This window comes from Nonomuraea deserti, assembly GCF_004348685.1.
In the GTDB taxonomy this organism is placed as follows: Bacteria; Actinomycetota; Actinomycetes; order Streptosporangiales; family Streptosporangiaceae; genus Nonomuraea; species Nonomuraea deserti.
Window position 1 is genome coordinate 1 of record NZ_SMKO01000236.1, and the last position, 14,457, is coordinate 14,457.

Consider the following 14,457-nt stretch of genomic DNA (forward strand, 5'->3'; position numbering starts at 1 on the left):
GGGCCGGGTTCTGCCGCAGGATGTCCCGGTGCAGGGCGGCCAGTTCGGGACCCGGTTCGAGGCCCAGTTCCTCCTTCAGGCGGCGGCGTAGATCCTGGTAGCCGTCCAGGGCCTCACTCGCCCGGCCCGCGCCGTACAGGGCCCGCATGTGAGCGGCGCGCAGCCGTTCGCGGAGCGGGTGGCGGTTCGTCAGGTCGCCGAGCTCCCCGGCGAGCGGACCGTGCTCGCCCAGCTCCAGGCGGGCCTCGGCCTGCTCCTCCAGGGCCAGCAGCCGCTGCTCCTCCAGTCGCGTGATGGCCGCGCGCGCGAAGTCCTCGTCGATGAAGTCCGCGTAGGCGGGCCCGCGCCACAGCGCCAGCGCGTCGCCGAGCAGTGCGGCACGCTCGCGAGGGCCGGCGGCGGTACGGGCCCGGCTGGTGAGCGCGGTGAACCGGCCCGCGTCCACGGCCTCGTCCGCCACGTCGAGGACGTAGCCGAGGGCCCGGCGCACCACCAGGCCGCGTCCCCCGGACCGGGCAAGCACCCGCCGCAGCCGCGACACCAGAGTCTGCAGGGCACCCGTGGGATTCGCCGGCGGCGCGTCGCCCCACAGTTCGTCCACGAGCCGGTCGGCGGAGACCACCTGTCCCCGGGCCGTCAGCAGGGCCGCGAGCAGCGCGCGCACCTTCGACTCGGGCACCACCACGAGATCGCCGTCCGCCGACCAGACGGCCAGCGGACCCAACACCCCGAATCGCATGAATTCACCGTACGGCCACGTGGTCATCGTCCGGCGGGCCGGCGTACCGCAAGCAGACCGACAGAAAACCGCGAGTCCGGGCCCGCATTCTCTGTGGTGCACCGGCCGGAGCCGGCGCACCACACGCACTCGCACGTTGCCTGACCAAGGAGTCGATGATGAGCAAGTTCGCAGGCAAGAAGGCCGTCGTCACGGGTGGCACCCACGGCATGGGCCTGGCCATCGTCAAGGCGCTGCTGGCGGGCGGGGCCGAGGTCGTCCTCACCGGCCGCAACGAGAGCAGAGTCGAGGAGGCGCGCAGCGACCTGAAGCCCGCCGCGGCGCACGTCGTACGCTCCGACGCGGCCAGCATGGCCGACATCCGTGCCCTCGCCGCCACCGTTCAGGACGGGCTCGGCCGGATCGACCACCTCTTCGTCAACCACGGCATCGCCGAGGTGCAGACGCTGGAGGAGGTCACCGAGGAGTCCTGGGACCGGCACTTCGCCGTCAACGCCAAGGGTGCCTTCTTCACGGTGCAGAGGCTGGCGCCGCTGATCAACGACGGCGGGGCGATCGTCTTCACCACCGTCGCCAACGACCTGATCTTCCCCGGCCTGAGCGCCTACTCCGGCTCCAAGGAAGCAGTGCGCGCGATCTCCCACGTCCTCGCGGCCGAACTCCTGCCGCGCAAGATCCGCGTCAACTCCGTCGCCCCCGGCTACATCAAGACCCCGACCATGGGCGTCGCCGGGCTGAGCGAGGAGGAACGCCGCGAGTTCGAGCGGCAGGGCGACGAGACCACTCCGCTGAAGCGCAACGGCACCGTCGAGGAGGTCGCCGCGGCCGCGCTCTTCCTGGCCGCGGACGCGACCTTCACCACCAACGCCGAGTTCCCGGTCGACGGCGGGTTCGCCCAGGGCCTCAGCAGCGCGCACTGAGGCAAGCCTCGCTGACGACCGCCGCCCCGGCCCATGGGCGGGGGCCCGTGAAGAGAAACCGAAAGGTCAGACCATGCCCTGGAACAGTGCCGCCGACAGCCCCGATCCGTCGGTCGCCGAGCACGTCCGCCGCTACCTGGCCACCGATGGCCGCGACGGCTACCTGGAGGGAGGGATGACCAACCTCGTCCTCACCGTCAAGGGCAGGAAGTCGGGCCGGTGGCTGCGCACAGGGCTGTTCTTCGGCGAGGACGACGGCCGCTACGTCCTGATCGCGTCCGGCTCGTCCGTGACCCACACGCACCCCGCGTGGTACCTCAATGTGGTGGCCACCCCGGAGGTCGGCGTGCAGATCCTCGGCGAGCGGTTCACCGCCCGAGCGCGTACCGCCGAAGGGCCGGAGCGGGAGCGGCTCTGGCGCATGATGGTCAAGCTCGCGCCGGTCTACCGAACGTACGAGGCCAGGAGCCGCAGGCGGATCCCCGTGGTCGTCCTGGAGCGCCTCTGACCGGACCGGGCCGGACGGCACCGCCCGGCGCCGGCTTCCCCTAGCGCACGGTTTCGAGGAAGGTACGGGTGGCCTCCAGCGCGGACCCGTGGCCGGTCGACAGCCGCAGCACGTGCCAGCCCTGAGGGACGATGTGCAGGACGGCGCCCGGGATGGTCGCGGCCGCGTGATGGGCGTGACCGGGGTCGACGTCACCGTCGTGGGAGCCGTGCAGCACGAGGGCGGGGCAGCCGACCCCGGCGGTGAGCGAGTCGTCGAGCGCGGCGAACCGTGCGAGATCGTTCTGCAGGCCGGGCGCCCGGTCCTCGTAGGGCGTGAGGCTGAGGATGAGGCGCCGCGTGATCTCCCGCCTCCCGGGCTCGGCCATGATCCAGTCGACGGCCCGCCGGCGGGCCCTGTCGTCGAGCGTCGACTCCTGCCGTACGAAGTCACCGACGACGGCTCGTGGCCGGAGCCGGCTGAGGGCGGCGGCGGCCCAGGTCCCGTACCGGGTCAGGAAGACGGCCCGGGCGAGGATGGGGATCTCGGGTGCGTAGCTGCGGGTGACGGCAGATTCGAGGACGAGCCCGGCGGCCCTGGCCGGTTGCCGCCGGGCGAACTCCAGAGCGGAGGGTCCGCCCCCGCTGATCCCGTAGGCGACGACCTTGGACACCCCGAGTTCGTCGAGCAGCCCGGTCGCCGCGTCGGCCTGCTCGGGGAAGCCCGCACCGGTCGTCAGCGGGGTTCGCAGGTATCCCGGCCGGGACCACGCGATCAGCCGGCATCGGAGGTCGAGGAGCGGATCGAGCAGCCACCTCTGGTCGTAGCCGCCGGGGCTGCCATGGAAGAGCAGCACAGGTGTACCGGCCTGCGGACCGGCCTGGACGTATTCGATCGGTCCCGCCCGTGTGGCGATCACCGTGCTGCCTGATCGCAGGAGCACCCGTCGGTGGTCGGCGAAGCGGTTGTAGCCCCAGGCCATCCGATCACCGCCTCCGTTGCCGGATGACCCCACCCTACGACGCCGGATGGCCGCCCTCGTCCCATTTTGAGGGCTGTATCGGCGGTGGAAGGACGGGATGGCCTCCGGGCTCTCCACCAGATCCGGCGGCTCGAAGGCCGCTGACAGTGCCGCGGCGACGTCATCGCGTGCAAGCCTGCCCGGAGTGTCCCGATCTCCATCGGATCCGGTCGGGGTGAGGCGGATGCCCAGGCCACATCTGCGCCGCATGTCGCGGGTCAGCCGCGGTAGTAGTCGGCGAGGGCGGTGAAGGCGGCCTTCGGTTCCCAGGACATGTCGGGGTATGCCTCCCCGCGGCGGTCGTCGAGGACTTTGACGATGCCCGGGCTGGCCAGGTCGAGGTCGTCGCGGGGATCGCCGTCGGGACGGTGCGGGAAGTTGTCGAGCGCGAAGAGGAAGACGAAGGTGCTGTCGACACCGGCGGTGTCGTAGGTCTCCAGCAGTTCGCGGAGGTAGGTGGCCTGGCCCGTCTCGTCGCGGACGTACGCGCTGGTCAACCGGAGCGGCGCGCCGGTGTCCTCGCTGAACTCGACAACCTCCAGGACGCGGCCGCCCCTGTCGCCCGCGCCGCGGTACGCGGCGGTGCCGAACTCGGTGATCGCGACCGGTTTGCCCTGCTCGACCAGGGTGCGGACGCCTTCGGGGAACCGATCGGCGAGCTCGGCCGACCGGTAGAGATCCACGCCCAGGATGTCGAAGGGCGCCCAGTCGACGCGCTCCAGTGGTATGGAGGCGTAGGTGATCCTGCCGCCGAATCGCTCGCGAATGCCTGCCACGGCTTCGCCGAGGAAGTCGTTGACCCGCACGCTGAGCTCGCCGACCCGCTCGGCCAGGCGGTCCCGCTGGTCCAGCAGCAGTTCGAGCCGGTCCTCCTGGGTGTCGCCCGGCAGGAATCCCTTGTTCATCAGGCTCAGCTCGGCACCGGCGACGAACACGACCTCGGCGCCCCGCTGCCGGAGCCGCTCCGCTCGCTCGGCGCAGTCGGTGAACAGCGACAACATCTCCTCGGTGGTCAGTTCGAGCGGATACGGCGAGAACCAGACCTCCAGTCCGAGGTCGGCGGCGTATGTCGCGGCCAGTTCCAGCCGGCCGGGATCACCGCCGATGACGCGGACGGCGGTGCAGTGCAGGTCGTCCCGGATGATGCCCAGCTCGCGCTTGACCACGTCCGGGTCGAAGTGCCGGCGGGAGAACTCGCCGTTGCGGACGAAGCCGGTGTCGTAGCTGATGCCCTTGGCCCTCATCGTTCTGGTCCTTCCTGTGGGGTGAGGACGCCAGGCTAGGCAAAAAACTTGCGTACACGCAAATTTGCGTACACGCATCCAAGCTGGCATGCTGAGGCGGTGACGACAGGACGGACGGGGTTGCGCGAGCAGAAGAAGCAGGCCACCCGAGAGGCGTTGAGCGCGGCGGCACTGCGGCTGGCACTCGAGCATGGACCGGACAACGTGCGCGTCGACGACATCGCCGAGGCCGCCGGCGTCTCACCGAGGACGTACAACAACTACTTCTCCAGCCGGGAACAGGCGATCGTCGCCGCCGTCACCGGCGAACGGGAGGCGCGGGTCGCGGCAGCGGTGGCCGACCGGCCCGCCGACGTCAGTCTCGCCGACGCCGTCATCGAGGCGATCGTCGATCAGTACACCGACCCGGGCGAACCCGCTCGGGACGCGCTGCTGCTGATCACCACCCGCCCCGCGCTGCGCGACGCGTTCGTCGCGACCACTGGCGCGATCGAACATCCCCTCACCGGCGCGATCGCCGGACGCCTCGCTGATCCCGGCCGGCACGCCGCCCGCGTGCTCGCGGCGAGCGTGGCCGCCGCGGTTCGTGTGGCGCTCGAGCAGTGGCTGCAGACGACTGCCGCGTCGGCCACGACCAGTGGGCTCGTCGTGCCGTCCGGCTCCCTCCCGGACCTGCTCCGCACCGCGCTCGCACCGCTCATCCCCGCACTCGACGCCGCCGAGCACCGAGCAGGCCGCCCGCATCACTGAACTCCCCGCCTCGAATGCCCCAGACCGTCGAGGGTGCGCGTCGTGGTTTCCGTGGCGCGGCCTGCCGGGCACCGGGCTCCCGTACGGCGTGGCCCTTGCAGAATCGAGGTCGGCACCCAGGTGGAAGCCGCAGTGCAGTGTCCTGACATGTCGCGCGGTGCACGCCTGACCGCCCATGGTTCCGTCTCCACGTCCCCGGCCCTGCGCAGTGATCGCGCCCTGCGCGAGCTCGTGGACACGGCCGTGCCGATCGGATCCGGCATCGGCGGGAAGTCGGCCCTCCTGGAGGTCGCCGGAACCCCGGTCTTCGTGAAGCGGGTGCCCCTCACCGATTCGGAGAGGCAACCTGAGCACGTCCGGTCCACGGCGAATCTGTTCGATCTGCCTGTGTTCTGCCACTACGGCGTCGGCATCATCGGCGGGCCGGGCTTCGGGGCCTGGAGGGAGCTCGCCGTGCACACCATGACGACGAATTGGGTGCTCGCGGCGGAACATGAGGGCTTCCCCCTCATGTTTCACTGGCGGGTGTTGCCGGACTCGACGCCCCTGCCCGAAGAACTGGCCGACATCGAGCGGGCTGTCGCTTACTGGGGCGGCGGATCGCAGGTACGCCGCCGGATCCAGGCTCTCCAGCAGTCCTCGGCGAGCATCGCGGCACCAGACCTACGACCGCTGTTACACCGCCACCTACCTGATGGACTGGCTGGTCACCGCCCTGCACGGACTCCGGAAGGGGGACGGGGAGGGTCGCCACGCGCTGGTGCGCGCCTACGCGGAGGGCAGGCGCCCCACAGGAATCCCGGAGGAGGCCGCGGCGATCCTCATCCGGCACGCGCCGGTCGCCGCAGTGATGTCCGACTTCAACCGCACGTTCCAGCGCCGGAGCAGGCACACCCCGTACCCGCTGGAGGCGATCCGCCGGCTCGGCGGGCTGCACGGCTCCTGACCGGCGCATGGAAGCCGGCCTCGACACGGCGGCCTCCATCCATCCCGCACGCCGGCGACGTGGGAAGCGTCAGGGCGCGTCGCGGTACAGGTCCAGCCTCTCGGGCAACTGCTCGAGGCCGGCCGACCGGTAGGTGGCGACGGCGCCGGCGTTGGAGCTCGGGCAGCACACGACCACGCTGGACGAACCCGCCTCCTGGAGTGCACGCGCCGCGGCGACCGTGATCGCCCGGCCGTAACCGTGACCGCGGTGTGCCCGGTGCACCCCCATCGGCTCGATCAGCCCCAGCTTGCCTTCACCCGCCGACCACACCGTCACGACCGCCACCGCCTCGCCCTGCTCGTCGCGTGCGACCAGGCACCGCGCGCCGGCATACGGCGCACCTGCCGCCATCGCGTGCCAGCGCTCGCCGGTGAACGTCGACCCGTCGAACGACGCCCGCAGGACCGCGGCCCACTCGTGCGCCTGTTCTGGCCCGATCACCTCGACGCGTACGCCGGGATCCGGCACCGGCGCGCCGAGGTCACGCCGAAGTGGCGTCCACGCCTCGCCGCTCGCCCAGCCCTTCCTGAACAACAGGTCCCGGACCAGCGCACCCATCGGCGCCTCGATGTACACCTTGCCCTCGGGCAGCACACCACGCTCGGGCGCCGCCACGTCCTCGACCACCTGCTGCGCCAACTCCTCGTCCTGCCACGCCTCCGGCGCGAACGCCAACCGCAGCAGGTCCGCACCATCCAGCAGCCCGACCGCCAGGACCTCCCCGGCCCGGCTCCAGGTCCGCGTAGCCGCCGCCGCCCGCTCCGCGCCGAACCGCCAGAACCATCCCACATCCCCCGGATGCACCTGCACGGGTCCTGCGTCGTGCTGCCACTCCCCCAACACCCGCACCACGTCACCGAGCCCGTCGACGCCCGGCCCGCCCATCGCGATCGTCATCCCCCGATCACACACCACCCCGCCGACCCTCCGCACCCGGTTTTCCGCCCGCAGCCAGTGGCCGGCGTCGCCGTGATCAGGTCCGCTTCAGGCGGCGCCAAGGACGCAGAACTCGTTGCCCTCCGGGTCGGCGAGAACGACCCACGGGACGTCGCCCTGGCCCACGTCGGCGGGCGTCGCGCCGAGGGTCTGCAGCCGGGCCACCTCCGCCGCCTGATCGTCACGGTGGTACGGCAGCAGGTCGAGGTGGACGCGGTTCCACACGGTCACGCCGGGCGTGCGAACGAACTTCAGATACGGGCCGACACCCTTGGCGGAGCGCAGCAGCGCATGATCGTCGCTCACCTCGTGCAGGGTCCAGTCCATCGCCTCGTCCCAGAACCGGGCCAGGGCCCGCGGGTCCGCGCAGTCGACCACCACCGCGGCGATCGGCCCGGTGTCCCGGTAGATCTCCCGTGGTTCCAGCACGCAGAACACGTTGCCCTCCGGGTCGGCCAGGACCGTCCACGGGACGTCGCCCTGGCCCACGTCGGCGGGCGTCGCACCGAGCCCTTTAAGGCGCGCGACCCACTCCGCCTGATGGGCCGCAGAGGTCGTGGCGAGGTCGAGGTGCACGCGGTACTTCACCGTTTCGGGGTCCGGGACGGTGACGAGATCGACGTAGAAGCCGTCGGGGTCCGGCCAGGCGACGCCCGGGGGTTCGAGGTTGGTCACGCCGGGCCCCTCGCTGGAAACGCCCCAGCCGAACGCATCCGCCCAGAACCGGCCGAGCGCCGAGTCGTCCCGGGCCTTGATGTTCACCTGAACCAGTCGCAGTGCCATGCCGCCAACCCTATGGCCGAAGGCGAACGCCGGACGGCCTTCAGGAGAGCGGCCGGTTGCGTAGGGCGGCGTCGGCCATCCCCTGGAGTTCGTCGCGGCCGACGCGCTCGCGGCTTGCACGACGATGCCGGACGCCAGGGTGGTGACGTAGCGGGCCGGCAGCCCCGGATCGGTCTCAGGATGATGGACCCTCGGATGCCGGGCATGGACGGCATCGCCGCGATCGGTCGCCTCGCCGCCGCCGGATCCGCCCCCGCGTGCTCGCCCTGACCACGTTCGACCTCGACGAGTACCTGTTCTGCGCGCTGCGCGCGGGAGCGGCCTGATCAGCCGCTTCGCCGCGCTGTCCCCGCACCCCCCGAGCTCGGCCTGCTGCCCCGCGCGAACACCACGTGCCACGCCTCCTGGCCCGAGGGCCGAGCAACGGCGAGATCGCCGCCGCGTGCACCATCGAGCAGGGCACGGTCAGAACCCACGTCAACCGGATCCTCCCCGAACTCGGCCTCCGGACTCGCGTGCACGCAGCGATCTACGCGTACGAACACGGGATCGTCACCCGCAACACACCTTGACCGGCCGCCGATCCCATACCCCTGTCCCATGAGACGTACGTCGACGATGCGCACGGCCGGATGAAGAGGTGGCACGCTGTGGCCGTGGGGAGCAAGGTGGGCGAGGGCGAAGCCGAGACCGTGGCCCTGTCGGCGGTCATGGCCTTGATGGGACACTCCACACCCGAGATCCCCGCCACCGAGCGCGAGCCCGGCCGCTTCGTCGCCGTGGGCGAGCTGTTCTCGATGAGCGGCGTCTGGGAGCTGTCGATCCGCCTCGACGGCCCCGCGGGCGTGGAGCAGCTCGCCGTCAGAACGCTGATCACCTAATAGGCGACTTGTGGTCAGTCCGGCAGCAGGTGTGACACGAGAGTGCGCGCCCATTCGGGAGTGGGGGCCTGGTCGGTGAAGACGGCCCGGTAGTAGAGGGGGGCGAGCAGGGCGTCTATGGCGCGCTCGACGGGCGGGGGCTGGTTGCCCCGGGCCTGTTCCCGTTCCAGGATGGCCTCGAGCTGTTGCTGGCGTTCGCCGCGGCAGATGCCGGCGCCTTCTCCGCCTGTGCCGACGATGGCGCGTACCAGGGCGAGGGTGTCCGGGTCACCGAGGTCCTTGGCGAGGTCGGACGCATAGCGTTCCAGGTCCTCGCGAAGGCTTCCGGTGTCCGGCACGACGATGTCGCCGGAGAAGCGGCTGGTCGCGACGTCGGCGAGCAGCTCGCCGACGGAGCCCCAACGGCGGTAGACCGTGGTGGCGTGCACGCCTGCGCGAGCGGCTATCACCGGGATCGTCAGCTCGCCGGCCTCGTCGGCGAGGAGTTCCTTGACGGCCTGGTGGACGGCCGCGCGGACTCGGGCGGAGCGGCCGCCGGGCCGGCTGTCGGTGCGGCTGTCGGTGCGGGGCGAGGACGTCGTGGCGGGCATGTGCCCATTATTGCATTGATCACTGCGATTAGAACGCAGTGATCACTGCATTTGTGGTACGTTGGAGCCACTAACGCAACGATCACTGCGAGGTTTGCATGCGTGCTGACCCTTCTGACACCGCACCGCCCGCCGGCGGTCCGCACCGCGCGCCTTGGAAGGGCGCCTTCCCCTGCGTGGCCGCCATCCTCGTCCTCTTCCTGGCCGCTTCCAGTGCCCCGTCCCCGCTCTACGTGATCTACCAGCAGCAATGGCAGTTCACGGCGTGGGTGCTCACCGTCGTCTTCGCCCTCTACGTGTTCGGCCTGCTGGGCTCCTTGCTCGTCGTCGGGGCGCTGTCGGACCATCTCGGACGCCGGCCGGTGCTCGCCGCGGCGATCGGGCTGGAGGTGGTCGCCCTCGTCCTGTTCCTGGTCGCCGGGGACGTGCTCGTCCTGTCCGCCGCCCGAGTGCTGCAGGGCATCGCGACCGGCGCGGCGACGACCACTTTGAGCGCCACCCTCGTCGATCTCGAACCGCCGCACGCACGCGGGCGGGCAGGCGTCGTCACCTCCGTGGCTCCCCTGACCGGACTCGCCCTCGGCGCTCTGGGCAGTGGCGTGCTGGTGGAGTTCGGCCCCGCCCGGACCCAGCTGGTCTATGCGCTGCTGCTCGGCGGAATGGCGCTGGCGGCGGTGGTGGTCGCCCTCATCCCGGAGACCTCGCTCCGCCGGCCGGGAGCCGTCGCATCCCTGCGCCCGCGGGTCGCGATGCCCGCACACCTGCGCGCGGACATCGTCCCTGTCGTGCCGGTGATGATCGCCACCTGGGCCTTGGCCGGGATGTACCTCTCCCTCGGCCCGTCCGTTGCGGCCGAGCTGCTGGGGCTGCGCAACCACCTGATCGGCGGCGTCGTCGTGACGCTCCTGACGGGCACAGGAGCGCTCGCAGTCGCCCTGCTCCGTTCGCGCTCCGCGTCCTCGCTGCTGGCCCCCTCGTCCGCGACGCTCGGGCTCGGCACCCTGCTGTCGCTCGCGGGGACGACGGAGGACCTCGTCTGGCTCTCCGCCGCCGGCACCGTGGTCGCGGGGTTCGGCTTCGGCGCGTCGGTGCTGGCGACGTTCGGGACTTTCGCCCGGATCGCCAGGCCGCACGAGCGCAGCGCGGTCTTCGCCCTGGCGAACATCATCAACTATCTGGGCAACAGCGTGCCCGCCGTACTCGGGGGAATCGCCGTCACCGCCCTGGGGTTGAGAACCGCCACCGTGATCTACGCGCTGGCGATCGCGCTGATCACCTTCTCCGCCTTCGCCCTGCGCCTGCACCAGGTACGGACGACGCGCCGCGCCGTCATGGCCCCGTGCGTCTGAGGCGCCGGCCGGCGGCAGAGGGCCCCAACACCACACCGACCAAGACAGACCAGGAGACACTGTGACGACAGCCAGCAGGAACAGGAAGAACCTCGAGATCCAGCGATCGGGCCACACCACCATCCGGTACACGGCCGGCGGTCCGGCCGGAGGGCCGGCCCTGGCCCTCATCCACGGCTGGGCCTGCGACCGGGGCGACTTCGATGCGGTGATCGAGCATCTGCCCGAGCACTACCGCGTCCTCGCGATCGACCTCGCCGAGCACGGCGAGTCGCGGTCGACGCGCGACGTCTGGACCATGGAGGAGTTCGCTCGCGACGTGGCCGCGGTGCTGGAAGCCGAGTCGGTGACCACGGCGGTCGTGGCCGGGCACTCCCTCGGCGGCGCGGTCGCCGTCGAGGTCGGCCGGCTGCTCCCTGACACGGTCACGCATGTGGTCGCACTCGACGCGCTGCACTATCTGTCCCTGTTTCCGGCGATGAGCGAGGAGCAGGCCGAGGCGATGCTGCACATGTTCCGCGAGGACTTCGCCGGAGGGGTGCGGAGCCTGGTCGAGGGAGGTTCGCCGGCAGGGACCGACCCGGCTCTCAAGGACGCGTACTTCGAGAAGATGGCCGCCGTACGGCAGCCAGCGGGCCTGCGTTCCATCGAGGGCCTGGTGCGCTGGGACATGGACGCGGCGCTGCGCGAGACCAAGCAGCCGATCACCGTGTTCGCGATACGCGACCTGGTGACGCGAGAAGCGATCGACCGCTACGGGGACCGCCTCGACATCGTGCTCATCGACCTGGGCAGCCACCACTTCCCGGCGGAGGCGCCGGAAGGCACGGCGAAGCTCCTGGCCGGCGTGGGAACCGCATAGGGACGAGCGTGGTCCTGCCCTGGGTGATGGACCCCTCACCGCCCCGCCACCTCACAGAGAGTGTCTTGTCAGTTACTTTCGGTATGCAGAGAGTTGATCTTATTAGGCGGGCGCCGGCTCCCCCGCCTGAAGCCGGCCGACGGCTCCGGCAGCAACCCGGGGCGCACTGAAGGTGAGGTGGCGGGTGCATCTGACCCCGCACGAACAGGAACGTCTGATGATTCACGTGGCCGCGGACGTGGCCCGCAAACGGAAAGAACGGGGGATCACGCTCAACTACCCGGAGGCGGTCGCGATCCTGACCACCTACGTGCTCGAAGGCGCCCGGGCCGGCATCCACGTGGAGAAGCTCATGGCGATGCCGCAGCCCCCCGAACCACCGGTGCTCACCCGCGAAGACGTCATGGACGGGGTGGCGGAGATGATCCGTGACCTCCAGGTCGAGGCCACCTTCCCCGACGGCACCAAAATGGTCACCCTCCGCGACCCCATCCCGGCGGTGACCAGGAAGGGGACACACGTTCACCCCGGCGAGACCGACCACCCGCACGACGCCGACCCGGTGGCCTTCAACCTCGGCCACGAAACCACGACCGTGAGAGTCACCAACACCGACGACCGTCCCGTCCAGGTCGGCTCCCACTACCACTTCTACGAGGCGAACGCCCTGCTCGACATCGAGCCCGACCGTGACCTCGCCTACGGCAAGCGCCTGAACATCCCCGCGGGCAGCTCGGTGCGCTTCGAACCCAACTGCCCGCTGGACGTCGAACTGGTGCCGATCGAGGGCAATCGCATCATCGAAGGCCTCAACGGCAAGGTCGGAGGCGAACTACGTGCTTGAAACCCCGGCACCAGAGCCCGCGTCGCCGGCGCCGCAGCCCTCAAGCCACGAACGGCACCAGCCGCTCACCCGTGAGCAGTACGCCGACCGCTTCGGCCCCACGACCGGGGACCGCATCCGCCTGGCCGACACCGACCTCCGGATCAAAATCACCGAGGACTGGTGCGGCGGCCCCGGCCGCAGCGGGAACGAGATCATCTTCGGCGGCGGCAAGGTGGTCCGCGAGTCCATGGGCCAGTCCTGCGCGCCACGCGACTCCACCAGGTTCGGCGCTCCGGAGCCGCCCGACACGGTCATCACCGGCGCGGTCATCCTGGACCACTGGGGTGTGGTCAAGGCCGACATCGCCATCCGCGACGGCCGGATCACCGCGCTCGGCAAGGCCTACAACGACGAGACCATGGACCGCCTGCACGACGGGCACGCCACGGCCACCGACTTCGTGATCGGCCCGGAGACCGAGGTCATCTCCGGCAACGGCAAGATCCTCACCGCGGGCGGCGTGGACACCCACGTGCACTTCGTCTGCCCCGAGCAGATCCACGAGGCCCTGGCCTCCGGCGTCACCACCCTGATCGGCGGCGGCACCGGCCCGGCAGAGGGCAGCACGGCCACCACCGTCACGCCCGGCTCCTGGCACATCGCCCGGCTGTTCGCGGCGCTGGACGCCTTCCCGGTCAACATCGGACTGCTCGGCAAGGGCAACACGATGTCGACGGAATCGCTGTTCAACCAGGTGGAGGCGGGCATCCTGGGCTTCAAGATCCACGAGGACTGGGGTGCCACCCCGGCCGTCCTGCGCCGGTGCCTGCAGGTGTGCCGGGCGACCGGTGTCCAGCTCGCCCTGCACGCCGACTCCCTCAACGAGGCCGGCACCGTTGACGACACCATCGCAGCCATCGGCGACCACCCCATCCACGTCTTCCACGTCGAAGGCGCGGGCGGCGGCCACGCCCCGGACATGATCAAGATGGCGAGCCTGCCGAACGTCTTGCCCGCCTCCACCAATCCCACCCGGCCCTTCACCGTCAACACGGTCAAAGAGCACATCGACATGGTGATGATCTGCCACCACCTCAACCCGCTGGTGCGGGAGGATCAGCAGTTCGCCGACTCGCGGGTCCGACCCGCCACGATGGCAGCCGAGGACATCCTGCACGACCTCGGCGCCATCTCCATCATGTCGTCGGACGCCCAGGCGATGGGCCGCATCGGCGAAGTGATCACGCGGACCTGGCAAACCGCCCACGTGATGAGACAACGGCGCGGCGCCCTGGAAAACGACCAGGACGGCGCCGACAACCACCGGGCCCGCCGCTACATCGCGAAATACACCATCAACCCCGCCATCGCGCACGGCATCGACCACGAGGTCGGCTCGGTCGAAGTGGGCAGGCTCGCCGACCTGGTGCTGTGGGAGCCGAAGTTCTTCGGCGTCAAACCACACCGAGTGATCAAAGGCGGCCAGATCGCCTACGCCCAGGTCGGCGACGCCAACGCCTCCATCACCACCCCACAGCCCATCCTGCCCCGCCCGATGTGGGGAGCAACCGGCCGCGCCCCTGCCGCCAACTCCGTCAACTTCGTCACCACGCGGGCGATCGAGGCCGGCCTGCCCGAGCGGGTGGAGACGAGCAAACGGTTCAGGCCCATCCGTGACACCCGCAAGGTCTTCAAGAAGGACATGCGCCACAACGACGTCACCCCCCGCATCGAGGTCGACCCCAACACCTACCAGGTGATCGTCGACGAGGAGATCGTCGACCACCACCAACCCCCCGCCGAACTGCCGATGGCGCAGCGGTACTTCCTGTTCTGACCACCACGGGAAAGGTGAGCCCAATGAGCCGCGCCGCGCTGCTCGTCCTCGCCGACGGCCGGTTCCCCTCCGGCGGGCACGCCCACTCCGGCGGAGCCGAAGCGGCCGTCACCGCCGGACGCGTCCATGACGTGGCGACCCTGCGGGAATTCTGCCGCGGCCGGCTGCACACCAGCGGCCTGGTCGCGGCCGGGCTGGCCGCCGCGGCCGCCACCGGCTACGACCCCCTCCTCCTGGAAGAGGC

General features: G+C 70.7%; 15 protein-coding genes and 2 pseudogenes. 11 read left to right on the top strand and 6 right to left on the bottom strand.

Annotation, left to right across the window (positions count from 1 at the left end):
* A partial coding sequence (locus tag E1292_RS44840; protein WP_132605898.1) for an AfsR/SARP family transcriptional regulator occupies positions 1–739 on the bottom strand: 739 nt, incomplete at its 3' end.
* Between the two features lie 158 nt (positions 740–897).
* On the opposite strand from E1292_RS44840, the gene E1292_RS44845 reads away from it, so the two are divergent.
* Both E1292_RS44845 and E1292_RS44850 read left to right on the top strand, forming a co-directional pair.
* On the top strand, positions 898–1,659 hold the full coding sequence (locus E1292_RS44845) for an SDR family oxidoreductase (RefSeq protein ID WP_132605899.1): 762 nt from the start codon (positions 898–900) through the stop codon (positions 1,657–1,659).
* A gap of 73 nt (positions 1,660–1,732) precedes the next feature.
* Complete coding sequence (locus tag E1292_RS44850) at positions 1,733–2,167, top strand: nitroreductase/quinone reductase family protein (protein ID WP_132605900.1); 435 nt, start codon at positions 1,733–1,735, stop codon at positions 2,165–2,167.
* A gap of 40 nt (positions 2,168–2,207) precedes the next feature.
* On the opposite strand, the gene E1292_RS44855 is transcribed toward E1292_RS44850, so the two are convergent.
* Both E1292_RS44855 and E1292_RS44860 read right to left on the bottom strand, forming a co-directional pair.
* The gene (locus E1292_RS44855) at positions 2,208–3,128 is read right to left on the bottom strand and encodes an alpha/beta fold hydrolase (protein ID WP_165975070.1); all 921 of its coding nucleotides are present in this window, start codon (positions 3,126–3,128) and stop codon (positions 2,208–2,210) included.
* 257 nt (positions 3,129–3,385) lie between these two features.
* A complete protein-coding gene (locus tag E1292_RS44860; RefSeq protein WP_132605902.1) occupies positions 3,386–4,411 on the bottom strand; it encodes a glycoside hydrolase family 113 protein in 1,026 nt (341 codons plus the stop codon).
* A 99-nt stretch (positions 4,412–4,510) separates the two neighbouring features.
* Between E1292_RS44860 and E1292_RS44865 the strand changes: the two genes are divergently transcribed.
* Both E1292_RS44865 and E1292_RS53135 read left to right on the top strand, forming a co-directional pair.
* Positions 4,511–5,161, top strand: a complete 651-nt coding sequence (locus E1292_RS44865) for a TetR/AcrR family transcriptional regulator (RefSeq protein WP_132605903.1) — start codon at positions 4,511–4,513, stop codon at positions 5,159–5,161.
* Between the two features lie 694 nt (positions 5,162–5,855).
* A complete protein-coding gene (locus E1292_RS53135) occupies positions 5,856–6,107 on the top strand; it encodes a hypothetical protein (RefSeq protein ID WP_220447370.1) in 252 nt (83 codons plus the stop codon).
* Between the two features lie 69 nt (positions 6,108–6,176).
* Here the strand turns inward: E1292_RS53135 and E1292_RS44875 are convergent, their stop codons facing one another.
* A complete protein-coding gene (locus E1292_RS44875; RefSeq protein ID WP_132605904.1) occupies positions 6,177–7,046 on the bottom strand; it encodes a GNAT family N-acetyltransferase in 870 nt (289 codons plus the stop codon).
* An 87-nt stretch (positions 7,047–7,133) separates the two neighbouring features.
* Complete coding sequence (locus tag E1292_RS44880; RefSeq protein ID WP_132605905.1) at positions 7,134–7,868, bottom strand: VOC family protein; 735 nt, start codon at positions 7,866–7,868, stop codon at positions 7,134–7,136.
* Between the two features lie 389 nt (positions 7,869–8,257).
* On the opposite strand from E1292_RS44880, the pseudogene E1292_RS44885 reads away from it, so the two are divergent.
* Positions 8,258–8,440: pseudogene (locus tag E1292_RS44885) on the top strand (response regulator transcription factor); the annotation flags it as partial.
* 84 nt (positions 8,441–8,524) lie between these two features.
* On the top strand, positions 8,525–8,749 hold the full coding sequence (locus E1292_RS44890; protein ID WP_132605907.1) for a hypothetical protein: 225 nt from the start codon (positions 8,525–8,527) through the stop codon (positions 8,747–8,749).
* Between the two features lie 14 nt (positions 8,750–8,763).
* On the opposite strand, the gene E1292_RS44895 is transcribed toward E1292_RS44890, so the two are convergent.
* A complete protein-coding gene (locus E1292_RS44895) occupies positions 8,764–9,339 on the bottom strand; it encodes a TetR-like C-terminal domain-containing protein (protein WP_132605908.1) in 576 nt (191 codons plus the stop codon).
* Between the two features lie 176 nt (positions 9,340–9,515).
* Here E1292_RS44895 and E1292_RS44900 point away from each other — a divergent pair, with 176 nt between their 5' ends.
* From E1292_RS44900 to E1292_RS44920, 5 genes and pseudogenes are all read left to right on the top strand, one after another.
* Entirely contained in the window at positions 9,516–10,688 is a 1,173-nt protein-coding gene (locus E1292_RS44900) for an MFS transporter (protein ID WP_220447371.1), read from the top strand.
* Between the two features lie 61 nt (positions 10,689–10,749).
* Positions 10,750–11,550 (top strand): alpha/beta fold hydrolase, encoded by an 801-nt coding sequence (locus E1292_RS44905; RefSeq protein ID WP_132605910.1) that lies wholly within the window; start codon positions 10,750–10,752, stop codon positions 11,548–11,550.
* Between the two features lie 184 nt (positions 11,551–11,734).
* Complete coding sequence (locus E1292_RS44910) at positions 11,735–12,394, top strand: urease subunit gamma (RefSeq protein ID WP_132605911.1); 660 nt, start codon at positions 11,735–11,737, stop codon at positions 12,392–12,394.
* Positions 12,387–14,213 (top strand): urease subunit alpha, encoded by a 1,827-nt coding sequence (locus E1292_RS44915; RefSeq protein ID WP_132605912.1) that lies wholly within the window; start codon positions 12,387–12,389, stop codon positions 14,211–14,213. Before E1292_RS44910 ends, E1292_RS44915 begins: the two co-directional genes overlap by 8 nt.
* A gap of 23 nt (positions 14,214–14,236) precedes the next feature.
* Positions 14,237–14,457: pseudogene (locus E1292_RS44920) on the top strand (hypothetical protein); the annotation flags it as partial.